A 24,097-nucleotide genomic window follows, 5' to 3' on the forward strand; every position below is an offset into this window, starting at 1 on the left:
GGTGGACCGGACGTGTGGAGGCCGGGCGGGACCGGACGGGTCGGCGCTGCCAGGTCGGTGACGCGGCAGCCTTCAGGCGGGTGGTTGCGGGGAACCGGGGCCGGGTTCCGCGCTGTTGCCAGGGCCGGCGGCACTGCCGGTCATCCCTGGTGCCGAATCGGTAGGCGAGTCCGCGGTGGGGCCGTCCGAAGGAGCCGCACCCGTAGCCGTGGGCGCCGCTCCCGCCGGGCCCGCGGCCGAAGCCGGGCTCGCCGTTCCCGGGGTGCTGTGCGGGCGGTCGGGCCAGACGCCGATGTGGTCGGGTTCCAGTTCCAGCAGGACCCGGGAGCGTATTTCCAGGGCCTCGGTGTAGTCGCGGGGCAACTGGAGGCGGCCGGCGCGGTCCACGGTGGCGTACTCGCGGGCCACCACCGACTCCTGGCCGTGCTCGTCGACCTCCGTGCGGCGGACCACCTCGGAGGCCGTGCGGCCGTCGCGGATGGCGACGGTGCGGCGGACGGCGTTCGCCACGGCGTGGTCGTGGGTGACCACAACGACAGTGGTGCCCAACTCCTCATTGGCGGTGCGGAAGGAGGCGAAGACCTGCTCGCCGGTGGCGGAGTCGAGTTCCCCGGTGGGCTCGTCGGCGAGGATCACGCGGGGGTTGTTGGCCAGGGCGACCGCGATGGCGGCGCGCTGCTGCTCGCCGCCGGACATCTGCCCGGGGCGGCGGTCGCGGCAGTAGCCGACACCGAGCATGTCCAGCAGTTCATCGGCCCGGGCCGCTCGTTGGCGCCGGGCGCGAAAGCCGCCGCGGCCGGCGAGCTGCATGGGCAGGACGACATTCTGGGCGGCGGTCAGGTACGGCAGGAGGTTGCGGGCCGTCTGCTGCCAGACGAAGCCGACGACCTCGCGGCGGTAGCGGAGCCGGGCGCCGGCGTCCATGGCGAGCAGGTCGTAGCCGCCGACGGAGGCCGCGCCCGCGGTGGGCACGTCGAGCCCGGCGAGGATGTTCAGCAGCGTCGACTTGCCGCTGCCCGACGCGCCCACCAGCGCCATCAGCTCGCCCTGCCCGACCAGCAGGTCGAGGCCTTGCAGCGCCTGCACCTCGACGCCGTCCGCGGTGAAGATGCGCACGAGGCGGTCGCAGCTGATCAGGGCGTCCTCACCGTACGCGGGACCGTCCCGCCGTGCGGCGGCCTGCCGCTCCAACTCGGCGAGGCTCGGCGGCGCCACCTCCCGCACCCGGGCGACACCGGCGGCTGGAGCCTCGCCGGGTGCGCCGGGCGTGCTGGGTGCGCTCAGTGCGCCGGGAGCGCCGGGAGCACCCGGAGCACCGGAAGTGGCCGCAGGGCCCGCAGCTCGCGCGGCGTTCGAAGCCCGCACAGCGTCCGCGGCGGTCGCAGCTCCGGCAGCGCTCGAAGTTCCCGCATCGCTCGCGGCACCGCCCGTAGCCCCCGTGGCGCTCGAACTTCCCGCACCGCTCGAAGGTTCCGTATCGCCCGGGGCCTGCGATGCGGGCCCGTTCTCCATCGGCTTCCGGCTCATGCCTGGTCCCCCGCTCTCAGTTCGGTGCTTTCTTGGCGTCGTGCGGTCAGCCATGCCTGGGTCAGCAGCACCGCGCAGGCCAGGACCAGCAGGGCCGCCGAGGGCAGGACCAGGGACCACGGGTCCGCGCGGAGCCCGAGGCCGAAGTCGACGGGAGCCAGGTCGCGCGGCCCGGTGCCGAAGGCGAGCGCGCGCAGGTCGATGCCCGGGCCGAGCAGGGGGATCACCGCGAGCCCGACGAGGGCACCGCCGACCGCCGCCAGCAGGGCCTGCGGCAGCATCTCCAGCAGCACCAGGCGCCGGGACTGCCGCCGGGTCATGCCCATGGTGCGCAGCCGGGCCAGCAGCGTCTTCCGGCCGGGCGCGGCCTGGAGCAGCGACAGCAGCATCGCCAGCGCGCTGTAGAGGGCGCCGGCCACGACCGCGGCGAGGTAGATCCGCCGGGCGCCGTGCTGGAGCGGGGTGTCCGCGAGGGCGGCACGCTGCTGGGTGAGCAGCAGGACGGTGGCCGAGGTGGTCGAGTCGCGGACCGCCGCGCGCAGGGCGGCGCCGTCGATACGGCGGCCGGGGGCGTTCATGGCGAGCACCGTGGTCGGCGCGGTGGTCTGCGGATAGGCGGCGGCGCTCGGGTGGAGGGCGGCCAGCCGCGCCGCCGAGAGGATCACGAACTGGTCGCCGGGTACGGCCGGGGTGGTGGAGACGACGGCCGCGGTACGGATGGTCACGGGCCCGAAGCCGGTGGAGACGGAGGTCGTACGGTTGCCCAGCTGGGCGGCCAACTGCGGCGAGAGCACGGCGGGCAGCACCGTACTCGCGTCGGAACCCGCCCCTGAGCTGTCGCCGGAGCCGGAGCCGGAACTCGCCGCTGAACTCTCGCCGGAGCCGGAGCCGGAGCCGGAGCCTCCGCCTGAAGCCGAGCTTGTGCCCGAAGCCGAGCCGGTGCTTGGAGCCGGGCTGCTGGACCCCGCACCCGCACCGTTGCCGTCGCCCGCACCCGCGCCGGGGACGTTGCCGGAACTCGCACTCGAAGCCGCGCTGTTGCCGGAACCCGAACTCGGACCCGAACCCGGAGCCGCGCCGCCGCTCGAACCCGCACCCGAACTCGGACCCGAACCCGGAGCCGCGCCGCCGCTCGAACCCGCGCTCGCCTCCGAGCCCGAACCCGACCCCGCCCCCTTATCGGCGGGCTCCCCCGTCAGCGCCCCCGCAGGGAACCCCGGCAGCCCGATCGCCGCCGTGAGCTTCACGTACGACGCGGGGTCGACGATCACCACGGAGTACGGCACCGCGAAGAACGTCCCCGCGCTGCTCGGCTCGACCCGCACCGTGGCGGTCACGCCCACCCCGGGCACCTTGCGTATCTGGCCCGGCAGTTGGGGAGCGAGCGTCTGCGTCGCGTCGACCCGCGCGTCCGCGCCGACGGTGGCGACCGCCGCCCGGTCCCGCCCGTGATCGACGCCTGCCAGCACCGAGCCGCCGAAGGACGCCACGGTGAGCGCCACCAGCATGGCCAGCAGCGGCAGTTGGCCGGTGGCGGGGGAGCGCCCGGCGCGGGCCAGGCCCAGGTGGGTGACGGCGCCGGACAGCCGTGCGGTGGGACGGGCCAGCAGCCGCAGCGGCAGCGGGTACAGCCGCAGCAGGACGATCGCCGCGGCCACGGCGACCAGAACGGGCGCGGCGGCCACGAAGGGGTCGTCGCCCCAACCGCCGGTCGTGCCGTCGGCCCCCGCACCGCCCCCACCGCGCTGCCGCAGTGCCGCGACTGCGCCCGCCACCAGGACGAGGACGGTGAGTTCGGCGACGAGTCGGCGGCGCGAGGGCCGGGCGGTGGCGACGTCCTCGCGGGCGGCCGGGCGCGGCTTGCGGACGGCGCCCGCGGCCCGCAGCGGCAGCGCGAGCACACCGGCGGCGGTGGCCAAGGCGCCCAGCAGCAGGGGCAGTTCCCACCGCTCGGTCGGCAGCAGGAGGAGCGCCAGCAGGGTGCCGAGGGCGCCGCCGGGCACCGCGGCCGCCGCCGTCTCCCCGGCGAGCCGCAGGGCGATGCCGCGCAGCGAACCGCCGCGCGAGCGCAGCAGGGCGACCTCCCCGCGCCTGCGCTCGGCCGCGAGCCCGCCCGCCATCAGCAGCACCGCCAGCGCGGCGGTGCCCACGCCCACGGCCGCGACCAGCACGAGCGGCGAGGACGCCGACCGCTGGGCGGCGAAGTCGGTGAGGACGGGGCCGATCCCGCTGTCCGCGTGCACGGCCGTACCGGAGTCGGACTGGAGCCGGGCGGCCAGGGGGCCGCTCTGCAGGGCGGTGATCTCCTTCTGGAGCGCGGGCACGTCGTGCGCGGTGAGGCTGCCGTCGGCCAGCGGGTTGTGCCAGTACAGGTCGTTCCCCTGGCCGAGGCGGGGGATGACGTCGGCGGCGGTGCGGTCGACCAGGAGGGTGAAGTGCCAGTAGAAGTACGGGTCGCCGCCGGGCGCGGTCGGCGGGGTGGTGCGGACGGGGGCGAGCAGGTCGTCGTCCTCGTGCCAGTAGAGGGAGCCGGGTTGGCGCGGGGCGAGGATGCCGGAGACGCGGAAGCTCCCGGCGACGGCGGTCTGCATGCCCAGGTGCACGGTCTGGCCGACCTTGAGGTGGAGCACCCGCGCGGTCCGCACGGTGACCGCGGCCTCCACGGTGGCCGGGTTCCGGCCGGGCGGCACCGCGGCCGGCAGCCGCCCGGCGACGACCCTGACCTGCTGCTCCAGCCCGGCCTGTGCGACCACGGAGGCCGCGGGCGGGTGCGGTGAGAGGCGGGGGATGCCCTGGTCGAGGACGGTCGACTCCTTGGCGGACCGGACCCCGTAGACGGCCGTGCTCGCGTCGATGCGGGCGGGCGGGCCCACCAGGCGCAGCAGCGTCCGCTCGACGCGGTCCACGGCGGCGGGGCCGAGCGGGTCCGTACCGGCCGAGCCGGGCTGGGGGGTGTAGCCGGCGGCGAGGTTGATGCCGCGGGACTGCGGCTGGGCCGCGTGGACCATCTGCCGCAGCGCGGAGTCCTGGTAGCGGTCCACGGCGCGCGGCATCGCGGCGGCGAGGAACGCGGTGACGAGCACCAGCGCGAAGACGGCGAACGCGGCACCCCGCGCGGTACGCAGCCGCACACGCACCCAGGAGAGCCGCACAGGCCGGATACGCGCACCGGCTGGGGTGGCCGAACTGTCGCTCGCACCAGGAGGGCTGGGCGCGGAGCCGCCACCAGGCACCGCCGAACCGTCGCTTGTGCCCGGAGGGTTGGGTGCCGAACCGTCACCGGGCACCCCCGGACCCCGCTCGCGGCCGTCGGTGCCGCTCGGCGGGACCCCGGCCGCGGTCCCCGTGCCGCTCGGCTCGCCCGGGCTCGAACTCCCCGGTCCCGGCGTGGAATCCCCGTGCCCGGCGGAGCCCGCCCGCTCCCGTCCCGTCGGATCGCTCATCTCAGTCCTCCCCCTGTCGCCGCAGCGCCGCCGCCGGGTCGCCGCGCCGGGCCGCCGTCGCAAGGACGACGAGCACCGGCACCGCCAGGACCATGGCGAGGAGTTGGGCGAGTCGGCCCGCGGGCAGTTCGACCAGGAGCCCGGGTGTCGGTTCGGCCGCCTGCGAGGTGAGGACGATCAGCGGCGCCACCAGCCGGGTCAGCAGCGCGCCCAGCCCCACCCCCACCACGAGTGAGAGCAGCACCAGCAGCCCCTGCTCGGCGGCGATGACCCGGGCGAGCTTGCGGCGGGGCGCACCCAGTGCCCGCAGCACCGCGAACTCCGCCGCGCGTTCGCGTACCGCGCCCGCCGAGGAGACCGCGAAGCCGACCGCCGCCAGCACCGCCGCCGCAACCACGGCCGCGGGCAGCGCCGACTGGGGACCGGCACCGAGCGGGTCGGCCCGCAGGTCGGCGGCGACCTCGTCGGCGACCAGCAGGGTGTCGACGTCGGTACGGGCCCGCAGCGCGGCGGCGGCCCGGGCGGTGCGGCCGGGGCGGGCCGACAGCCACCACTCGGTGGGCTCCAGGGTGGGCGCGTCCTGCGCCTCCAGCAGCGTGTCCAGCGCCCGCAGGTCCACGATCATGCCGCCGACGTCCTTGGTGCCGCTCTGTGCCGCGCCCCCGGTGTCGGTGTCCGAGCCGGACGCGGACCCGGGCGCGGTGGAGTCCGCGGCGGCCGTGGTGTCCAGGGTGTCGGCCAGGCCCGGGATCGCCCGTACGGAAGCCGCGATCCGCACGTGCGCGGTGACGCCGTTGACCTCGACAGCCACGGTGTCGCCGACCCTCGCGCCGACCGCCTTGAGGTAGTCGGCGGTGGCGACGGCGGCCAGCGGCGGGGGCGGCGGCGCGTCCACGTCGAGCCGGACGGTCGCCTCGGCCTGGTCGTAGCCGAGCATCTCGGGGACCGCGCCGGTGCGGTAGGCGGCCGAGAGCGCGCCGCCGGCCAGGTGCGGGGGCGCGGCGGTGGTGGGGGCGGTGATGCCGGAGGTGGTGGCGAGCGTGGGGTCGTCGAAGGAGGGGGCGGCCGCCCAGGCGCCGTGCTCGCCGAGCGGCTGCACGGAGCCGTCGCGGAGCACCGCCCGGGGCGCCGACAGGGCGAGCCGCACGGCCTGGTCGCGGACGCCGACGGCGTAGGTGGCCTCGATACGGGTCAGCCGCAGCGGCCCGGCGGGGGCGCCGCCGGCCGCGCCGGACTGGGCGGCCAGGTCGAGGACGAGGGGGTGCGGGGCGCCGTCCGGGGCGAGGTCGCCCATGGCGAACTGGTAGGGGACGCCCTCGGCGTCCACGAGGGTGGCCACGAGGTGGGTGGGGCCGTCGCCGGAGTCGCCTTCGGAGCCGCCGTCCGGCGTCAGCGTGCCGGTCAGCTCGACCCGCCGCGCCCCGGCCGGCACCGGGTAGCCGCTGCCGTCGGGCCGGACCCCCTTGCGCAGCGGCTGGAGGAGCGTGGCCAGGGGCCGGCCGCCGGTCAGGTCGGAGCGGAAACGCATGACACGGCCGGCCTGGGCGGTGTCGATGGCGAGCGCGGTGGCCTGCCGGTTGCCGTCCAGCGAGAGGTCGGTGCGGGCGGCGGGCGCCGCGGCGGCGATGTCCGGCACCGAGGCGAAGATCCCGTGCTGGCCGAAGGGCGGCGTCGTCATGCCGGTGACCCGGATGTCCGCGCCGACCGCGAACTGTGCCTGGTCGCGCTGCGAGCGGTCCCAGCTCGCGCCCTGGCCGATGGCGAACATGCCCATGGCGACCGCCAGCACCAGCAGCATCGCCGGGCCCGCGCCCCGGCGCGGGCGGCGGGCCAGCTGCCACCCGGCCAGGGCCAGCGCCAGGCCGCGGCCCCGGGCGGCCCGCCGCTCGCCGAGCTTCGCGGCAAGCGGCAGCAGCCGCAGCACCAGCACGGTGCCGGCCAGCAGGCACAGCGCGGGGGCCGCGACCAGCACCGGATCCACGCCGAGCCCGCCGCCCGCGTCGGTGCTCAGGGCGCCGCTGCCGGAGGCCCGCCGCTGCAGCTGCCAGTAGGCGACGCCCGCGACGACCAGCAGCCCGACGTCGGCGCCCGCCTGGAGGATGCCGGGCAGCGCGGCCCGGCGGGAGCGGGTGGCACGCACCGCGGCGAAGGACCCGCCGGTGCGCAGCGCGGGCACGATCACCGCGAGCGCGCAGGCCAGCGCCGTGCACACCGCGACCAGCCAGGCCGCCCCGGTGCTGCCGCCGCCCAGGTGGACGCCGGTGCGGGCCATCGCGCCGGTGCCGGCGAGCAGGCGGGTGACCGGCCCGGCCAGCAGCGGCCCGGCCACCGCGGCGGGCAGCGCGAGCAGCAGCGCCTCGGTCGCGGCCAGCCGCGCCACGCGGCCCGCCGAGCCGCCGCGGGCCCGCAGCAGCGCGGTCTCGCCGGCCCGCTCCTCGGCGAGCAGGCCCGCCACCAGCAGGAGCGCGAAGGCGGCCAGGATGACCAGTTGGAGGGCGCCGATCAGCAGAGTGGAGCGGGTGACGAGCATGCTGCGGCGCAACTGGTCGATCAGGTCGGGCAGGCCACTGGACGGCTGGGCGGAGGCGGTGGCGGGGTCGGCGCGCAATTGGGCGATGGCCCGGCGGGCGCCCTCCTGGAGGGCGTCCATGCCGCCGGCGGTGGCGGTGCGGAAGTCGCCGGTGGCCTGCCAGGACATGGCGGCGGCCGGGACCGCGCCGGCGGCGAAGGTGCCGGGGTCGGCGAGCAGCGGCCCGTAGGTGGTGAAGGCGACCGTGTGGACGCCGCGGCCGCCCAGCGGGTCCAGGTGCCAGTAAGGGGCCGTGGGGTCGGCCGGGCGGAAGACGCCGCTGACCTCGACCCGCAGGCCGGGTCCTCCGAGGCGGTTGGCCAGGGCGAGCACGTCGCCGGGGCGGGTGCCCAGCGCCTGGGCGGCGGTCTGCGGCATCGCGACCTGGACGCGGGCGGCGCCCTTGGCGGCGGGGGCCGGCCAGTGGCCCGCGGTGAGCCGGAGGCGGGCGCGGTCGAAGGTGGCGAGCAGCGTGAGGTCGGGGTCGCCGGTCTTGGGGCGCCCGGCGGGCCGCAGCGAGGCCGGCAGGCCGTACGGGCCCGAGCGGGTGCTGGCGTCGACGCGCGTAGGCAGCCCGCCGAAAGCGGTGCCGAGGGTGCGGCGGACGGCGGTGTCGAGCGCGCTGCCCTGGGGGCCGGTCACGTCGGCCTGCACCTCGACCGTGGCCTGCCCCGCGGCCTGGTGCTCCAGGGTGCGGCGCAGCGCCGCGTCGCCGATCGCGCCGGTGAAGGCGGTGAAGGTGGCCAGGACGCAGGTGGTGAGCAGGACTGTCAGCAGGGCGGCGGCGAGCAGCAGGCGGTGCGCGCGGACACGCAAGAGGACGAACCCGGTCACCGCTGTCCCCCCGTCTGCCGCTGACGGGATGCTCTCAAATGCCGGACGTGTGCAGCAGCATGCCGATCTCTGTCGCAATGCGATCGTGACCGCGGGAGGGGCCGGGCGGGCCGGCGGTGACACGGCGTGCGCGGCCGCCTGCGGACGGCTCGCGAAGAGGCTCGCGGAGCAGCTCGTGCGGGAGGGCGCACCAGACGTCGAGGCGGGCGCGCGGGAGTCCTGGCCGGGCGCCCGCGAGTTCCGGACGAGGGTGCGCGGGAGTCCCGGACGAGGGTGCGCGCGAGTCCAGGACAGGGGCGCCCGCGAGTTCCGGACAAGGGTGGGCCGGAGTTCACCGAACCGCTCGGGGAAGCGGCGGCCGGGCGGCTCAGCCCGGGGTGTTGACCATCGACGCGGCCGCGTACACCAGGTAGTCCCACAGCTGGGCCCGCTGCTCCGGCGGCAGCCCCAGCTCGTCCACAGCGGTGCGCATGTGCCGCAGCCACGCGTCGTGCGCGGCCCGGTTCACCGCGAAGGGGGCGTGCCGCATCCGCAGCCGCGGGTGGCCGCGGCTGTCGCTGTAGGTGCGCGGGCCGCCCCAGTACTGGATCAGGAACAGGGTCAGCCGCTCCTCGGCCGGGCCGAGGTCCTCCTCCGGGTACATCGCCCGCAGGTCGGGGTCGCCGGCCACGCCCTCGTAGAAGCGGTGCACCAGCCGGCGGAAGGTGTCCTCGCCGCCCACGAGTTCGTAGAACGTCTGCTGCTGCAACTCGCCGTGCGGGATCTCGTTCACCCCTCCATGGTCGCAGACGCGCCGGCGGAGGACCGAGGCCCTAGGACCCGGAGAAGGGGCTTCCCGGACGGGCTCTGCGGGCGGACCCGGGCGGACCCGGCGAACGGGCCTCCGCGTGCGGCTCGCCCGCGGCCTGAAGGGGACGTGCGGTGGGACCGGCCGGCCGCTCCCGCGGGCAAGCCGGGCTCAGCCGGCGGGCTCCCACACCGAGGCGTCGTGCGCGAACAGCACCCGGCGCGGGTCGAAGGCGAGCAACCGGGCGGGCCAGGCGTCCGGTTCGGGCAGCGGTGGCACCGCGCCCTCGGCCCGCGCGGTCTCCGCCAGGCGCGCGGCGGCGAAGTCCGAGGCGGAGGCGTGCGTCTGGCCGGCGAGCACGACCGTGCCGTCCGGGCGACGTACCACCAGCGACTGGTGGCCCGCGGTGTGCCCGGGCGTGGGCACGATCCACAGCCCCGGACGGACCTCGGCCTCGCCGGCCAGCTCCTCGTAGCGGGCCCCGGGGAAGGCGACCAGCTCCTCGAAGGTGTGGCCGCCGGCCCGGACGAGGTCCAGTTCGGCGGACTGGGCGAGGATCGGGGTGCCGGGGAAGAGCGGGTTGCCGCCGACGTGGTCGAAGTGCAGGTGGCAGTTGACGACGAGGGCGATGTCCTCCGGTGCCGCGCCCGCCGCCGCCAGGGCGGCCCGCAGCGGGCGCCGCCGGGGCCGGTAGTGGGCGTCCGTCGCGGCGTCGGCGGTGCCGATCCCGGTGTCGAAGAGCACCAGTTCGCCGCCGTGCCGGACCAGGTAGCCGAACGCCGGCTCCACCCGCGGCCGTCCGTCCGCGGTCTCGGTGCCGGGCCGCACGAACCAGCCCAGGTCCAGCCGGCGCAGGGGGAGGGGTTCCACTGGCTGCCTCCGTCCGGCGCGCCCGGACGGGGTCAGGCGCGCTTGATCGTGATGGTGGTCCAGGCGCCCACGTGCACCCGGTCGCCCTCGTCGAGCGGCACGGGGGTGTAGGGGCGGATGGGGTCCTCGGCGAGGTTGACCGTCGTGCCGTTGGTGGAGTCCTGGTCGACCACCGCCCAGGTGCCGTCGGGTTGCTGGACCAGGACCGCGTGCTGGTGCGAGACGCCGGGGTCCTCCGGCGCCCGGGCCAGGTCGATGTCGGGTGCCTCGCCCGTGCTGTGCCGGCGCCGCCCGATGGTGACCTGGTTGCCGGTGAGCGGCAGTTCGCGCTCGGGGGAGTACGCGGGGAAGTACAGGCCCTGCGCGTCCGGGCCGCTGCGGGCCATCATCGCGGTGAAGTAGGCCCGGTCGGCGGCCACCACGGCCACCCACGCGGTGCCGCGGCCCTGCTCGGCGGGCGCCGCCGCGGCGGGATCCGCGGCAGCGCCGGCGGAGGGGGAGGGGACGGGGCGGCCCGAGGTGCCGGCCACCGGCTCGGCGACCGTCGGCGGGGCCGCGGGGGCGGCGACGGAGCCGGAGGGCGGGTCGAGCAGGAAGTCGCCCGAGCCGGAGGTGACCGTGACCGACTCCGAGGGCAGCGGCTCGGCGGGGCGGTTGATCTGCGAGGGCCGCGAGCGCTGCGACTCGTAGCGCTCGTAGGGCGGGAAGGAGGGCGCGGTGGGCTGCGGCGGTTCGGGCGCGGCCGCGTGGGTGCGGAAGTTGTAGCGGCACTCCTCGCAGAAGAGCGCGGAACCCTCCCTGGGGGTGCCGCAGTTCGGGCAGCGTTCGGGTGCCGACTGCTCGGTGCCGAAGGGCGGTGAGGGCGAGCGGGGCGGCGGTGAGACCGGCGAGGCGGAGGACGACGACGCGGCGGACGCCGACCGGGACCCGTGGGCCCCGGCCGGCGACGCGATCCGGATGCCGCAGACCTCGCACCAGTCGGTGGCGCTCGTCTGATGGCCGTTCACACAGACCGGCATGGTGTGGTCTCCCCATCCGCCGCGGCGGCGTCTCCAGGTGGTGCGCGAGCACTATGTACCCGACGGCTACTTCTTCACGCGCACGGTCTTGGTCGACCGCGTCTCCAGGGTCCTCTCGTCGGTGTCCGTCACCTTCGACTTCAGCCGCACAGTACCGCTCGCCGCATCCACCACGTCCACGACCTTCGCCAGCAGCTTGGCGGTGTCCTCGTTGCCGGAGGCGCTGGCCAGCTGGACCGCGCGGCCCAGCTTCGCGGTGGCGCTGTCCAGGTCGCCGGCCTTGCGGGCCTCCAGGCCCTGCTGGATCACCTGCGCCAGCTCGGCCTGCCCGGTGTAGTGCGCGACCTGCGGGCTGATCCGGGTGGAGGCCGCCATGTCGTCGGTCCACACCGCCCGCACCAGGCCCTGCCCGAGCACCTGGACGGTGCCGTCCGGCTGCGGCAGCACCAGCGAGACCCGGGCCGCGAGCATCTCCTGGCGGAGGGCGGCCGGCCGCACCCGGACGCACACGTGGTAGTCGCGCGACTCGTCGCCCCAGGACCCGGTGGGGTAGTCGCCGGTGAGCGGGCCCACCTCGGTGCGGCGCGCGGTCAGGTCCTCCACGGTGGGCGCGACCTGCTTGACGAACACGGTCTCGGCGCCCTGCGGCGACCAGAGCCGCAGCGCGACGTCGGCGACCTCCTTGCCCATCGCGTTCTCCATCATCGACCGGAAGTCCTCGGCCAGGCCCGCCGGGTCGGCGACGATGTCGGCCGAGCCGAGCAGCGCCGAGGCGATCCCGGTCAGCTCCTTGACCTCCCAGTCGGTGCCGACGCCGCGCGCGTCGCAGGTGAAGCGGCCCGCGCACAGGTCGAGGGCGGCCCGCAGGTCCTCGGGCTTCTCGTGCTCGTTGCGCCCGTCGGTGAGCAGGATGCCGTGCCGTATGGACACGTCCGCCGAGGACAGCAGCTGCTCGGCCAGCCGCAGCCAGGTGCCGATCGCGGTGCCGCCGCCCCCGGTGAGCTTGCGCAGCGCCTGCTTGGCCTGGGCGCGGGTGGCGGCGTCGGCGACGGCCATGCGGCCACCGCCGGGGTAGACCTCGCGGGCCACGTGGGTGCCGGCGACCACCGCGAAGGACACCCCGTCCCGCAGGGTGTCGATGGCGACGGCGGTGGCCTCGCGGGCGTTGCGCATCTTCGTCGGCGGGTACTCCATCGACCCGGAGCAGTCGACCATGACGACGACGCCGGCCGTGGCGCCGCCGCCGGGCAGCGGCCGCCCGCCGGAGGTGCCGCCGCCGGTGGCCGTCACCGTGACGATCGCGTTGACCTCGCGGCCGCCCTCGGGCAGGAACTCGTTCTGGTACACGTCCACCGAGAACTGCGGCACGTTCGACTTGGAAAGACTCGGCATCGCTTCCTGTGCTCCTTCACGCCTTCGCTGGTTCCCCCCGTTCGGCTGCTGCCGAACCGGTTTCAGGCGGGGGTGGTTCCTGCCCGTGCCACGGTGGCCGGGAACGGCAGCACCGCGACGGTGACGTTGTCGTGGCCGCCGCCGTCCAGCGCCACACCCAGCAGGGCGCGGGCCGCGGCGAGCGGCCGGGTGCGGGCGTCGGCGGGGACGGCCTCGGCCATCTCGGCCGGCGACTCCGCGTAGTTCCACAGCCCGTCGGTGCACACCACGATCACCCCGGGGCCGTCCGGCTGGAAGGCGGCCACGTGCGGGTCCACCTCGACGGCGTCCGCGCCGAGCCAGCCGGTGATCGCGTGCGCCCGCTCGTCGGCGTAGGCCTCGGCCTCCGCCATCAGGCCGGCCGCCACCATACGGGCCGCCCAGGAGTCGTCCTCGGTCAGCCGCGCGGCGGGCAGCGCCCGGTCGTCGGGCACCCAGTAGGCGCGGCTGTCGCCGATCCAGCCGACGGTGAAGACCGGGCCGGTGGCGACCGCGCTGACGTATGTGCAGGCCGGCGCGTTGTGCCGGGGCACGGCGGTACGCGGCCGGGCCTCCTCGGCGAGGGCGGTGACCGCCTCGAAGGCCGCCATCAGGGCGCCGCGCATGGCCTCGTCCGCGGCGGCCCCGCCCTCCAGGGCGGCCAGCAGGGACTCGCTGCCCGCGGCGGCCGCGGCGGCAGAGGCGTCGTCGGGCCGGTGGGCGGTGGAGACCCCGTCGCAGACCACGGCGGCCACCGCGGCGCTGCCGTCGGGCAGCGAGGCGGCGGCCAGCGCGAAGGCGTCCTCGTTGCGGTGGTGCCGCAGGCCGCGGTCGCTGACGGCGGCCACGCCCTCCAACTCCTTCTCCTGGTGGTCGCGTTGCCGGGGCTGGGCGTGCCCGCAGTGCTCGCAGTAGCCGTCCGCGTCGACACCGCCGAGGCCGCAGGCCACGCACACCTGGCCGCGGCCGCCCCGCAGTTCGGCCGTCTGCGACTCCGCCTCCTCGCTCCCGCCGGCCTCGCCTGCCCGGTCGTCGGCGCCCTCCTCGCCCTCGCCCGGGTCGGACAGACGGGCGCTGAAGCCCAGCGGCAGGGTCTCGTCGCCGCCCGGGCGCGGCGGGGCGAGGTGGAAGGAGCCGGTGTCGGCGGGGTCGGCCGCCTCCGCGGGCGCGGGCGCTACGGGCCCGGGTGCGGGCTGCGCGGGCGCGGGTGGCGGTGGAGCGGCGGGCGGCGGCGCGGCCAGGTCGGTGCCGCAGGCGCCGCAGAAGCGGTCCTCAGGGTCGTGCGGCTCGCCGCAGCCGGGGCAGGCGGTGAGACGGCCGCCGGCAGCTCCGGCAGCGCCGGTGGCACCCTCAGCGCCGGCGGCACCCGCTTCAGCGGCAGCCGGGCGGGCCGCGGTGCCGGTCGCGGGGTCCGCCGTGCGCGCCTGCGTCGGGGCCGCCGCGGGGGCGGCCTGCGGGGGCGCGGACTGCGCCGATTCGGGGAGAGGCGGCATCGGCTACACCCACGTCCGGGGGCGGAAGCGGTTGGCGCGCTCCACCAGTTCGATCCTCGTACTGCCCTGGCGGGCGAGCCGGGCCAGCACCCGGTAGGAGCGCTCCAGCCCGAACCGCAGGCCGCGCTCGTCCAGTTCGGCGCCGAGCAGGGCGGCGGGGGCGCCGCCCTGCTCGCCGGTCCGGCCGGCCAGCACCCAGTCCAGGGCGCTGCCGTAGACCTCGGTGGCCAGCTGCTCGCGCCGGTCGGAGTCCAGGCCCTGGTGCTGCAGTTCCTCCACCTGGCGGGCGGCCGCGTGCAGGTCGGGCAGCAGCGGCTCCTGCGGCGCGCGGTCGCGCAGCCGGGCCCGTATGGCGGCGACGCGGGCCGCGGTGTAGTGGGTGGAGGACTCCGGCACCGACTCCAGGGCCCGTACCGCGCCCGCGCGGTCGCCCGCGCGCAGCAGCACCCGGGCCAGGCCGAAGGCGGCGCTGACGTAGCTCTGGTCGGTGGTCCACACCAGCCGGTAGTACTCGGCGGCGTTGTCCAGCTGGCCGAGCACCTCCGCGCAGATGCCCAGCGCCAGCTTCGGCGCGCTCTCGCCGGGGAAGGCGTCGTAGATCGCGTCGAAGGCGAGCGCGGCCGTCTCGTGGTCGCCGGTGCACAGCGCGGTCAGGCCGCGGTGCCAGACGACCCGCCAGTCGTCCAGGTCGTCGTCGGCCAGGGCCTGGAGGATCTTGCGGGCGCCGTCGGTGTCGGCGAGTTCCAGCCGGGCCCGCAGCTCGCGCAGCCGCCGTTCCACCGAGTCCTGCGGCGCCGACTGCAGCGCGGCCACCGTCTCGCCGGGCGCGGCGGCCGAAAGGCCCGCGAGGAAGCCCGCGTTGGGGTCGGCCGGGTTGACGTGCGGCACCGGCAGGGCGAGCACGGCGGCGGCCGGGTCCAGCCGGGAGACCACCGGACGGGGCGGTGTGGGCGGGGCGGCCGGGGGAGCGGGCGGCGGAGGCCCGAAGGCGCCCGGCGCGGGCGGCAGCCCCGGCGGCGGAGCAGCGGGGGTGCCGTGGTCGCGTCTGCGGCGCCGGGGCTCCGCCGGGCGGCCGGCCCCCAGCCGGGACGGGTCACCGGTCAGCGGGCGCACCAACTCGGTGTCGACCACCCGCAGTTCGGGGCCGAAGAGGGTGGACAGGGCCGGCCGCGGGGTGCCGGTCTCCAGGGCGACGATCTCCCGCAGCACGCCGAGCAGCTGGTCGGACATCTCCTCGGCGGAGGCGAACCGCTTCTCGGGGTCCGGGTCGGTGGCCCGCACCAGCAGCCGGTAGAAGGACTCGTAGCGGCGCAGGACCTCGATGTTCTCCGGGTCGGGCAGGCTGTCGACGAAGACGTTGGTGTAGCCCTGGAAGTCGAAGGTGAGCACGGCGAGGGTGCGGGCCACGGTGTAGAGGTCGGAGGCCACCGAGGGCCCGCGCTCGGCGACTTCGGGCGCCTGGTAGCCGACCGTGCCGTAGATCGCGGACTCGGTGTCGTCCATGCGGCGCACCGCGCCCATGTCGATGAGTTCGAGCCGGTCCTCGGTCTGGATCGCGTTGTCCACCTTGAAGTCGCAGTAGAGCAGGTTGCGGCTGTGCAGGTGGCCGAGCGCCTCCAGGGCCTCGATGGCGAAGGCGATGGCCTGGGTGACCGGCAGCGGCTCGCGCCTGCCGTCGGGGGTGCGGCGCTCGTTGGCGATCTGCTTGAGCGACTTGCCGCCCACGTAGGCCATCACGATGTAGCCGTCGAGGGTGCCGGTGCGCTGGTCGAGGTGCTCCACGAAGTTGTAGATCCGCACGATGTTGGGGTGCTCGATCTCGGCGAGGAAGCGCCGCTCGGAGACCGCGGCGGCCAGCGCGTCCTCGTCGCCGGTGTCCAGCAGGCCCTTGAGCACCACCCAGCGGTCGGAGACCGCCCGGTCCACCGCCAGGTAGATCCAGCCCAGACCGCCGTGCGCCAGGCACCCCTTGACCAGGTACTGCCCGTGCACGATGTCACCCGGCCGCAGCTTGGGGGTGAAGGAGTACGGGTGGCCGCACTTGGTGCAGTAGCCCTCGGTACGGCCCGGGCGGTCGCCGCGGCTGCGCCCGACCGGGGCACCGCAGTCGCTCTTGCTGCAGAACCGCTTGCGCTCGGGCACCTCGGGGTTCTCCAGCACCGCCGCGGCCGGGTCGAACCGGGCGATCGGCGGCACCGTGACCAGGCCCGCGCCGAGCTTGCCGCGGGTCGGTCCGCTGGTGCTGCCGCGGGTGCTGCGTACGGAGACGGAACCGGAGCTGCCGGTCAGGGTCTGCGACAGCCGCCCGGAGACCGAGCGGCGGGACGCCTGCGAGGAGGAGCGGACCGAACGCGAGCTGCCCGAAGAGGCGGAGGAGTGCCCCGAGTCGCCGCCCGAGCGGGCCGGGGGCACCGCCGCGGCGCCGGCCTGGGCACCCTGGGCCGCGGGGGCGGCCGCGGGCAGCGGCGCGAGGCCGCAGGTGCCGCAGTACAGCTCGCCGCCGCCCATGTCCTCCAAGGTCCCGTCACAGCCGGGCCGTTGGCACTTGCTCACGGTCTCCCCCTCATGCCTTTCCTCAGCTGATGACGCGGACCGGAGCGGTCGCGGTTCGGGCCCCGCCGGTAACGGGCATGGCGGTCGGCCGAATTGCCGGTCGCGTTGCCGGTCGGGCCGTTGCCCGGGCCGAGGTGCCGGCCGCCGCTCCGAGCGGTGTTCCGGTCGCTGATCCGGTCGCCGTCGGCGCTGCCGGCCGGCACCGCGGGCCGCGCGCTCATACCGGCCCCCGGTCCCTGGGCTCCTGCTGCGGGGCGCCGAGTTCGGCGACCGCCTGCTGGTAGCGCTGCACCGCGCGGTCGGCGGCGGCCAAGTCGCAGGGCGCGCTCCACAGCAGCCGGCGGGCCTGGTCGTAGCGCTCGATGAGCACCGGGTCCTCGGCCTGGCCGAGCCGGGCCACCTTCGCCCGGTAGGCGTCGAGCCGGCCGCGCAGCTCCGCGCGCACCGCCAGCGGCGCGGTCACCGCGGTGAGCGAGTCGCGGGCCCGCAGCAGCTCCTCGTCGGCGGCCTGCTCCAGGCCGTCGAGCAGCGGGGAGAGCCGGTGCCACTGCGCAGTGGCGGCGAACTGCTCGGCGGTGGACAGCTGTTCGTGCAGCGCCACCGCGGCGCCGCTGACCGCGGGCACGTCGGAGGCGAGGATCTTGGAGAGCACCTCGACCCGGGCGCTGCGGGCCTCGGTCAGGGTGCGGTCGGCCCGCGAGAGCACGTCCCGCAGCCGGTTGAGCCGGTGCTCGGCGTCGTCGCGCACGTGCAGCACGGCCTCGACCTCGCGCCGGATGTCCTCGAGCCGGCGGCCGGCCGCGTCGTAGCGGGTGGTGTCGGGGCGGCCCGGCGCCGGGGCGGGCTGCCAGAAGGCGAGCGGGTCGGAGACGGTCCGGGCGCGCAGCACCGCGAGGTCGGCGATCAGCTGCCGCAGGTCGTCGCCGGCCGGGTGGGTGCCGGGGCGCACGCCCACGGAGTCGGCGAGCGAGCGCACCCGCTGGGCCTCGGCGGCGAGCAGGTCTATCCGGGCGGGCAGCGCCGACCACACCGAGTCGGCCGCCGCGACGGTCTCCATCGCCTGCTCGTACCAGGCGTTCATCCGCCGCAGCAGCTCCTCCAGGCTGAGCTGCTCGGTCAGCCGGGCCGGGCCGGTCAGCGAGCGCGCGTGGTCGGGCACGTCCGCGCCGGTCACGGTGATCCCGTCGCCGCGCAACAGCTCGGTGAGCCGGGCCAGTTCGGTCTGGGTCGGCCAGCGGCGGCGGGCCCGCAGCTCGCGCGCGGCGCGCAGTGCCTCGGTGTACGCCTCGTAGTGCGCCCACAGCGCGGTGATCGCCTCGTCGGTGCGGGCCCAGCGCTCCTTGGTCACGCCGGTGAGCTGCGCGCCCTCCAGCAGCCTGCGCCCGGAGTGGTCCTGCAGGGCCAGCAGCGAGGACTCCACGGCCTCGTGCTCGGCGCCGAGCCGTGCCAGGGCACGGTCGACGTCGTCCCGGCCCATCACCGGTCCGGATGCTCCCACCAGCGCCATCACACCCTCTTCCCGATGCTTCCCCGATGCCTTCGCCGTGCTTCTTCCCGATGCTTCCCCCCGCCGCGGGCCCGCCACTCCGCCGCCGGCCCGCCGCCGCGCTCCCCTCGTCTCCCGCCGCCCCCGCGCGCCTTGAAGTCGCCGCGCCGGTCCGCCGGCTTGTCCCTCGGCCGGTCCGCCCGGCCCGTGCGATGCCCGTTCTGCTGCCGGCTTCCAGGGCCGGTCTATGTGTACGTCGGCTGCGGCGGCCCCGTGATGCCGGGCAGTTGTGCTGCGAGCCACGTGCGATAGGAGTGCATCCAGGGGCTGTTCGCGCCCCCCGCCCGGTAGGCGTCCAGCACCTGGTTGACCCTGCGTACCAGATCCGGGGCACCGAGGTTCATGGCCACGCCGTACGGCTCGTCGGTGACCTTCGAACCCACCAGGTGCACCTGCGGGTCCTGGGCGGCCTGGCCGGCGGCGAGCGCGTTGTCGGTGAACACCGCGTCCACCCGGCCCAGTTGCAGCAGCACCAGGCAGTCGAGCTGGTTGTCCACCAGGGTGACCGAAGCGCCGTGCGACTCGTCCTGCAACTCGGCCTGCCCGGTCGAGCCGCGCGCGGTGCACACGCGCTTGCCCTTCAGGCTGTCGTCGAAGCCGGTGATCGCGGACTTCTTCGGCGCGAGCACCTGCTGTCCGGCCTCGAAGTACGCGGTGGAGAAGGCGACGTCCTTCTCCCGCTGGCAGTTGATGGACATGGTGCGCACCACCATGTCCACCTTGCCGTCCTTCACGGCGTCTATCCGGTCGGCCGTGGGCACCGTCAGGTACTGCACCTTGCCCGGGTCGCCGAGGATGTCCTGGGCGATCGCCCGCACGATGTCGATGTCGAACCCGGCGAGCCGGCCCGTCGCCGGGTCGCGGAAGCCCCACAGATAGCTGTTCTGGTCCACGCCCACGATGAGCCGGCCGCGCGCCTTGATCCGCTCCACCGCCGGGCCGTCGGTGCTGCCCGACGCCGGATCGAGACTCGCGGCCGCGGTCGCGTCGGTGCAGCCGGTGTCCCGCGGCGCCGAGGCGTACCGCGCGTGCGTGGCCGCGGAGTTGCCGCCGCCCTCGGGGACCGGCAGCGCTCCCGCGGCGTCGTGGTGGTGCAGCGGGCACAGCACCGCGGTCAGCGCCAGCGCGCAGGCCCCGGCCATCGCCGCGACCCCGCCCCAGCCGCGCCACGGCCGGTGCCGACGGGTGGCGTGCCGGTCGCCGTGCTCGGCGGGCCCGTTGCCGATCGGGGTGTCGATCCCCTCGCCGATCCCGTTGCCGCGCCCGCCCCGGCCGGTCATCGCCGTCATCCCCTCGCCCCCACCGCTCACCGGTACTCCGCCAGCCGCCGCCCGATCCCGACCATCGCGGCGCCGGCCGCGAACGCCGCCAGCAGCCCGGCCCCGTAGGGGAGGACGGCCAGCGCGTCGCGTCCGTTGCCCGCCGCCGAGCGGAACTCGGCCAGCTCCTGGTCCACCGCCCGGCCGAGCTGGGTGTCGACGGTCTGGAAACTCTGCCCGGTGGTCTGCGCCACCTGGTCCCCCTTGCTGTCCTTGCCGCCGATCACCTGGGCCACCGCGGTGGTGTAGTCGCCGCCGTCGTCGGCCGCGCGCTCGGCGGTGTGCCGCTCGCGCCACTGCCGGACCGCGGCGGCGGCCGACTCGACCGGGGCGCGGCCCGCGGGCTTGTCGGCCAGCGCCAGCGCCTGCGCCAACTCGCCGCCGGTGCCGTGCGGATCGGTGCCGGCCAGCCGGTCCATGCCGGCGCGGAAGGTCTGCTCGTAGGCGTCGCCCGAACCGCGCGCCACCAGCGTCAGGTTCTCGTCGCCGCGGGCCTGCAACACCGCGATCCGGGCGTTGTTGAGCACCTGCGCCGACTTCGCGCCGTGCCCGTAGGAGTCGTCGAGGTCGCCCCGGGCCACGGTGTGCCCGACCACCAGCCACAGCAGCACCACCGCGCACGCGCCCGTCGCCGCCAGCAGCCCCCGGTTGAACACCCGGTTGGTGCGCCGGAAATGGCGCCGCTGCGCCCACACCAGCGCGGCCAGCGCCACCACGCCCAGCGCCCAGGCGGCGTACGGCAGCGCCTTCGCGTCGGAGTAGTCCGCGCCCAACCGGGCGTTCTCCGCCCGGTAGAGCCGGTCGGCGGCGTCCAGCAGGCCGCCCTGCTTGCGCATCTGCTGGTCGGCGTAGCGCAGATAGGCGCCGCCCAGCGGCAGGCCCTGCCGGTTGTCGGCCTGAGCGTCGGCCACCAGGCCGGTGTACGTGGGCAGTTGGCTGTTGAGCGCGGCGATCTGGGTGCGCGCCTCCTGGGAGCCCGCGCTGCTGGCGGCCGCCTGCGTGATGAGGTTGGCCGCGCGGGAGATGTCCTGGTCGTAGCGGGTCCGCACGTCCGCGGGCTCCTCGCCGCCGACCAGGAACCCGCCGGCCACGGTGGCGTCGGCGTCGGCCAGCGACCGGTAGATCTCGGCGGCGCTCGCGCTCAGGGGGGCGCTGTGGTCCAGGACGTTGCCGGCGGCCGCCCGGCGCTCCGCGACCTGCCAGGCCGTCACCGCGCCGAAGGCGACAACCAGCAGGGCGAGCACGGCGCCGATGACGCGCAGCCGCCCCGGCTCGGTAGCCGCCGAGGCGCGCAGCCGCGCGGCGACCGGCGCCGCTCCCGCCGGTGCCGCTGCCCGCGGTACCACCGCGCCTGCCGCCCGGACGGTACGGCCGGGCACCCGCAGGGCCCCTTCCCCGGGTCCCCCGGTCCGCGTCTGCGTCACGCAACCCTCCCCACGAAGCGGTCGGCTTTGCAGCAGTATGGCTGGCGCCGCCCACCTGTGCACACGCGTCCGCGCACGCGTACGGTTCCGCCCCGGGATCAGCCGTAGTGCGCGCGCAGGGCCGCGGCGGCGGCGGGGGGAGCGGCCAGGTGGTCCAGGCCGAGCAGGGCGGCGCCCAGCACCGGCGGCGAGGTGACCACCCGGGTGCGGGCCTTGGGCGCGGCCGCCGCCAATTCGGCCTCCAGCGCGGCCATCAGCAGCGGGTGCCGCGCGGCCATCACCCCGCCGCCCAGCACCACGTCCACCTCCTCGTCCAGCAGGTCCAGGCGCCGCATCGCGACCGTCGCCAGCAGCGTGATCTCCCGGGCCTGGCGCTCCAGCAGCCCGCGCGCCGCGAGGTCCCCGGCGTCGGCGGTGGCGAAGACCACCGGGGTCAGCTCGTGCCGCCGAGGGCCCGCGATGCGCTCCAGGTGCAGCGCCTCGATCAGCGCGTACATGGAGTCCAGGCCGAAGTGGGCGGGCAGGGTCGCGGCCAGCGCGGTCGGCGCGCCGCGGCCGTCCTCGGCGCGGGCGGCCAGCCACAGGGCCTCGTCCACCAGGCCCGAGCCGCCGCCCCAGTCGCCCGACAGGCGGCCGAGCGCGGGGAAGCGCGCGGTGCGCCCGTCGGGCAGCATGCCCACGCAGTTGATGCCCGCGCCGCACACCACGGCCACACCCCGCGGCTCCTCCACACCGGCGCGCAGGATCGCGAAGGTGTCGTTGGCCACCGCGGTCTCGCGCGCCCAGCCGCGGGCGTGCACGGCCTGCTGCAACTCCCGCTCCTCGACCGGGAGGTCGGCGTTGGCCAGGCAGGCCGAGGTGTACGCGGCGAGCGGCCGGCCGCCGCGCGCCGCCGCGGGCGGCAGGCCCGCGGCCGCGGCCGCGCGCTCCACCGCCTCGGCGACCGCGTCCACGGCCGGGCCGATCCCGACGACGGGCGGCTGGAAGCCGCCGCCGCGGGCGCCGCCCAGCACCCGGCCGTCGGCGGCGACCAGCGCCACATCGGTCTTGCTGTTGCCCGCGTCGACGGCGAGGACGCCGCCGGGGACGAGCGGCTCGGGGCCGAGCCCTGTGCCGCGGCTCTCGGGGAGGCTCAGGCCCACGCGAAGTGCTCCCGGTTGTGCGCGATCAGACGGTCGGTCAGGCCCTCGGCTTGTGCGTACTGGCCGACCAGCGGGTGGGCCAGCAGCGCGCTGAACACCCGGTCCCGCCCGCCGCGCAGCGCCGCCTCCAGGGCCAGCTCCTCGTACGCCGTCACGTGCGCGATCAGCCCCGCGTACAGCGGCTCGACCGGCGCCACGGGCAGTGGCACCGCGCCGCTGCCGTCCACCACCGCGGGCACCTCGATGACCGCGTCGTCGGCGAGGAAGGGCAGGGTGCCGTTGTTGTAGGTGTTGACCACCTGCACCTCGCCGCTGTTGCGCAGCAGCGAGGAGGCCAGCGCCACGGCAGCCTCGGAGTAGAAGGCGCCGCCCCGCTTGGAGAGCAGCGTGGGTTTCTCGTCCAGCGCCGGGTCGCCGTACATCCGGAGCAACTGCTCCTCCATCGCGGCGACTTCGGCGGCCCGCGACGGCTTGGTGCGCAGTTCGTCCACCACCTCGTCGTGCGCGTAGTAGTAGCGCAGGTAGTAGGAGGGCACCACGCCGAGGCGGTCGACGATCTCGCGCGGCATGTGGAGGTCGTCGGCGATGGCGTCGCCGTGCTCGGCGAGCAGCTTGGGCAGCACGTCCTCGCCGTCCGGGCCGCCCAGGCGCACCCCGCGCTCCCAGGTCAGGTGGTTCAGGCCCATGTGGTCCAGGTGCACCTGCTCCGGCGCGACGTCCAGCAGCGCGGCGAACTTGCGCTGGAAGCCGATGGCGACGTTGCACAGGCCCACCGCGCGGTGGCCGGCCTGCAGGAGGGCGCGGGTGACGATGCCGACGGGGTTGGTGAAGTCGATGATCCAGGCCCGCGGCGCCACCCGGCGCACCCGCTCGGCGATGTCGAGCACCACCGGCACGGTCCGCATCGCCTTGGCCAGTCCGCCGGCGCCCGTGGTCTCCTGGCCGACGCAGCCGCACTCCAGCGGCCAGGTCTCGTCCTGGTTGCGGGCGGCCTGGCCGCCGACCCGCAGCTGCAGCAGCACCGCGTCGGCGCCCTCGACCCCCGCCTCCAGGTCGGCGGTGGTGACGACCCTGGCCGGGTGCCCCTGCCTGGCCAGGATCCGCCGGGCCAGCCCGCCCACCAGCTCCAGCCGATCGGCCGCCGGATCGACGAGCACCAGCTCCTCGACGGGCAGCGTCTCCCGCAACCGCGCGAACCCGTCGACGAGTTCGGGCGTGTACGTGGACCCGCCGCCCACGACTGCCAGTTTCATCCCTTGACTCCTGTGAGCGTCACGCCTTCGATGAAGGCTTTCTGGGCGAAGAAGAAGACCAGGATCACCGGGGCCATGACCAGAACGGTCGCGGCCATGGTGAGGTTCCAGTCGGTGTGGTGGGCGCCGCGGAAGGACTCCAAGCCGTAACTGAGCGTCCAGGCTCCCGGGTTGGAGCTGGCGTAGATCTGCGGGCCGAAGTAGTCGTTCCAGCAGTAGAAGAACTGGAAGAGCGCGACGGCCGCGATGGCCGGGCGGATCATCGGGACCACCACGGTGAGCAGGGTGCGCAGTTCGCCGCAGCCGTCGACCCTGGCCGCCTCGGTGTACTCCCTGGGCACGGTGAGCAGGAACTGGCGCAGCAGGAAGATGGTGAAGGCGTCGCCGAAGGCCATCGGGATGATCAGCGGCCACAAGGTGCCGTCCATGCCCAGCTGCTTGGTCCAGAACAGGTACATCGGGATGATGACGACCTGGGGCGGCAGCATCATCGTGGAGATCACCAGCACCATGACCAGGTTGCGGCCCCGGAAGCGGAACTTGGCGAGCGCGTAGGCCACCGGCAGCGAGGACACCACGGTGAGCGCGGTGCCTGCCACGGCGTAGACCAGGGTGTTGCGCCACCAGGTCAGGAAGCCCGGGGTGTCCCACACGGTACGGAAGTTGGACCACACGAAGGGGTGCGGCCACAGGTCGCGGGTGAGCGTCTGGTTGTCGCTCATCAGCGCGGTGAGCAGCACGAAGACGAAGGGCAGCACGAAGAACGCGGCGGCCGCGAGGCCGAGGGCGTGCACGGCGATCCACTGCAGGGCCGCGCGGCGCCGGGCGGTGCGGCGGGCGCGGCCGGCGGGGCCGGCCGCGGTGGCCGGAGCCGATTCGCCGCGGGTGAGGGTGGCATGGGTCATCGG

14 protein-coding genes and 1 pseudogene are annotated in these 24,097 nt (G+C 76.1%); all 15 read right to left on the minus strand.

What is annotated here, in order from left to right; all coding sequences use genetic code 11:
* Positions 1-273 precede the first annotated feature (273 nt).
* Positions 274-1,224: pseudogene (locus BLR33_RS17265) on the minus strand (ABC transporter ATP-binding protein); the annotation flags it as partial.
* 299 nt (positions 1,225-1,523) lie between these two features.
* Positions 1,524-4,658, minus strand: a complete 3,135-nt coding sequence (locus BLR33_RS17270; protein WP_143031704.1) for an FtsX-like permease family protein — start codon at positions 4,656-4,658, stop codon at positions 1,524-1,526.
* A gap of 313 nt (positions 4,659-4,971) precedes the next feature.
* Positions 4,972-8,373 carry an FtsX-like permease family protein gene (locus tag BLR33_RS17275; RefSeq protein WP_093785376.1) on the minus strand — a complete coding sequence of 1,134 codons (3,402 nt, stop codon included), beginning with the start codon at positions 8,371-8,373 and terminating at the stop codon, positions 4,972-4,974.
* A gap of 367 nt (positions 8,374-8,740) precedes the next feature.
* A complete protein-coding gene (locus BLR33_RS17280; RefSeq protein WP_093785377.1) occupies positions 8,741-9,145 on the minus strand; it encodes a globin in 405 nt (134 codons plus the stop codon).
* A 186-nt stretch (positions 9,146-9,331) separates the two neighbouring features.
* On the minus strand, positions 9,332-10,030 hold the full coding sequence (locus tag BLR33_RS17285; protein WP_093785378.1) for an MBL fold metallo-hydrolase: 699 nt from the start codon (positions 10,028-10,030) through the stop codon (positions 9,332-9,334).
* A 32-nt stretch (positions 10,031-10,062) separates the two neighbouring features.
* A complete protein-coding gene (locus BLR33_RS17290) occupies positions 10,063-11,037 on the minus strand; it encodes an FHA domain-containing protein (RefSeq protein ID WP_407639690.1) in 975 nt (324 codons plus the stop codon).
* Between the two features lie 78 nt (positions 11,038-11,115).
* Complete coding sequence (locus BLR33_RS17295; RefSeq protein ID WP_093785380.1) at positions 11,116-12,441, minus strand: vWA domain-containing protein; 1,326 nt, start codon at positions 12,439-12,441, stop codon at positions 11,116-11,118.
* A gap of 62 nt (positions 12,442-12,503) precedes the next feature.
* Entirely contained in the window at positions 12,504-13,952 is a 1,449-nt protein-coding gene (locus BLR33_RS17300) for a PP2C family serine/threonine-protein phosphatase (protein ID WP_093785381.1), read from the minus strand.
* Positions 13,953-13,955: 3 nt separating this feature from the next.
* Positions 13,956-16,460 (minus strand): serine/threonine-protein kinase, encoded by a 2,505-nt coding sequence (locus BLR33_RS17305; RefSeq protein WP_093785382.1) that lies wholly within the window; start codon positions 16,458-16,460, stop codon positions 13,956-13,958.
* Positions 16,461-16,722: 262 nt separating this feature from the next.
* A complete protein-coding gene (locus tag BLR33_RS17315; protein WP_093785384.1) occupies positions 16,723-18,012 on the minus strand; it encodes a hypothetical protein in 1,290 nt (429 codons plus the stop codon).
* A gap of 224 nt (positions 18,013-18,236) precedes the next feature.
* Positions 18,237-19,193, minus strand: coding sequence for a glutamate ABC transporter substrate-binding protein (locus BLR33_RS17320; RefSeq protein ID WP_245771488.1), 957 nt, complete (start codon positions 19,191-19,193; stop codon positions 18,237-18,239).
* 164 nt (positions 19,194-19,357) lie between these two features.
* Complete coding sequence (locus BLR33_RS17325) at positions 19,358-20,794, minus strand: hypothetical protein (protein ID WP_322987166.1); 1,437 nt, start codon at positions 20,792-20,794, stop codon at positions 19,358-19,360.
* 98 nt (positions 20,795-20,892) lie between these two features.
* A complete protein-coding gene (locus tag BLR33_RS17330; protein WP_093785563.1) occupies positions 20,893-21,930 on the minus strand; it encodes an N-acetylglucosamine kinase in 1,038 nt (345 codons plus the stop codon).
* Positions 21,927-23,189 carry a 6-phospho-beta-glucosidase gene (locus BLR33_RS17335; protein WP_093785385.1) on the minus strand — a complete coding sequence of 421 codons (1,263 nt, stop codon included), beginning with the start codon at positions 23,187-23,189 and terminating at the stop codon, positions 21,927-21,929. Before BLR33_RS17335 ends, BLR33_RS17330 begins: the two co-directional genes overlap by 4 nt.
* Positions 23,186-24,094, minus strand: coding sequence for a carbohydrate ABC transporter permease (locus tag BLR33_RS17340; RefSeq protein WP_093785386.1), 909 nt, complete (start codon positions 24,092-24,094; stop codon positions 23,186-23,188). Before BLR33_RS17340 ends, BLR33_RS17335 begins: the two co-directional genes overlap by 4 nt.
* Positions 24,095-24,097: the final 3 nt, after the last annotated feature.

Origin of the sequence: Actinacidiphila guanduensis (assembly GCF_900103985.1) — a bacterium.
Lineage (GTDB): Bacteria > Actinomycetota > Actinomycetes > Streptomycetales > Streptomycetaceae > Actinacidiphila > Actinacidiphila guanduensis.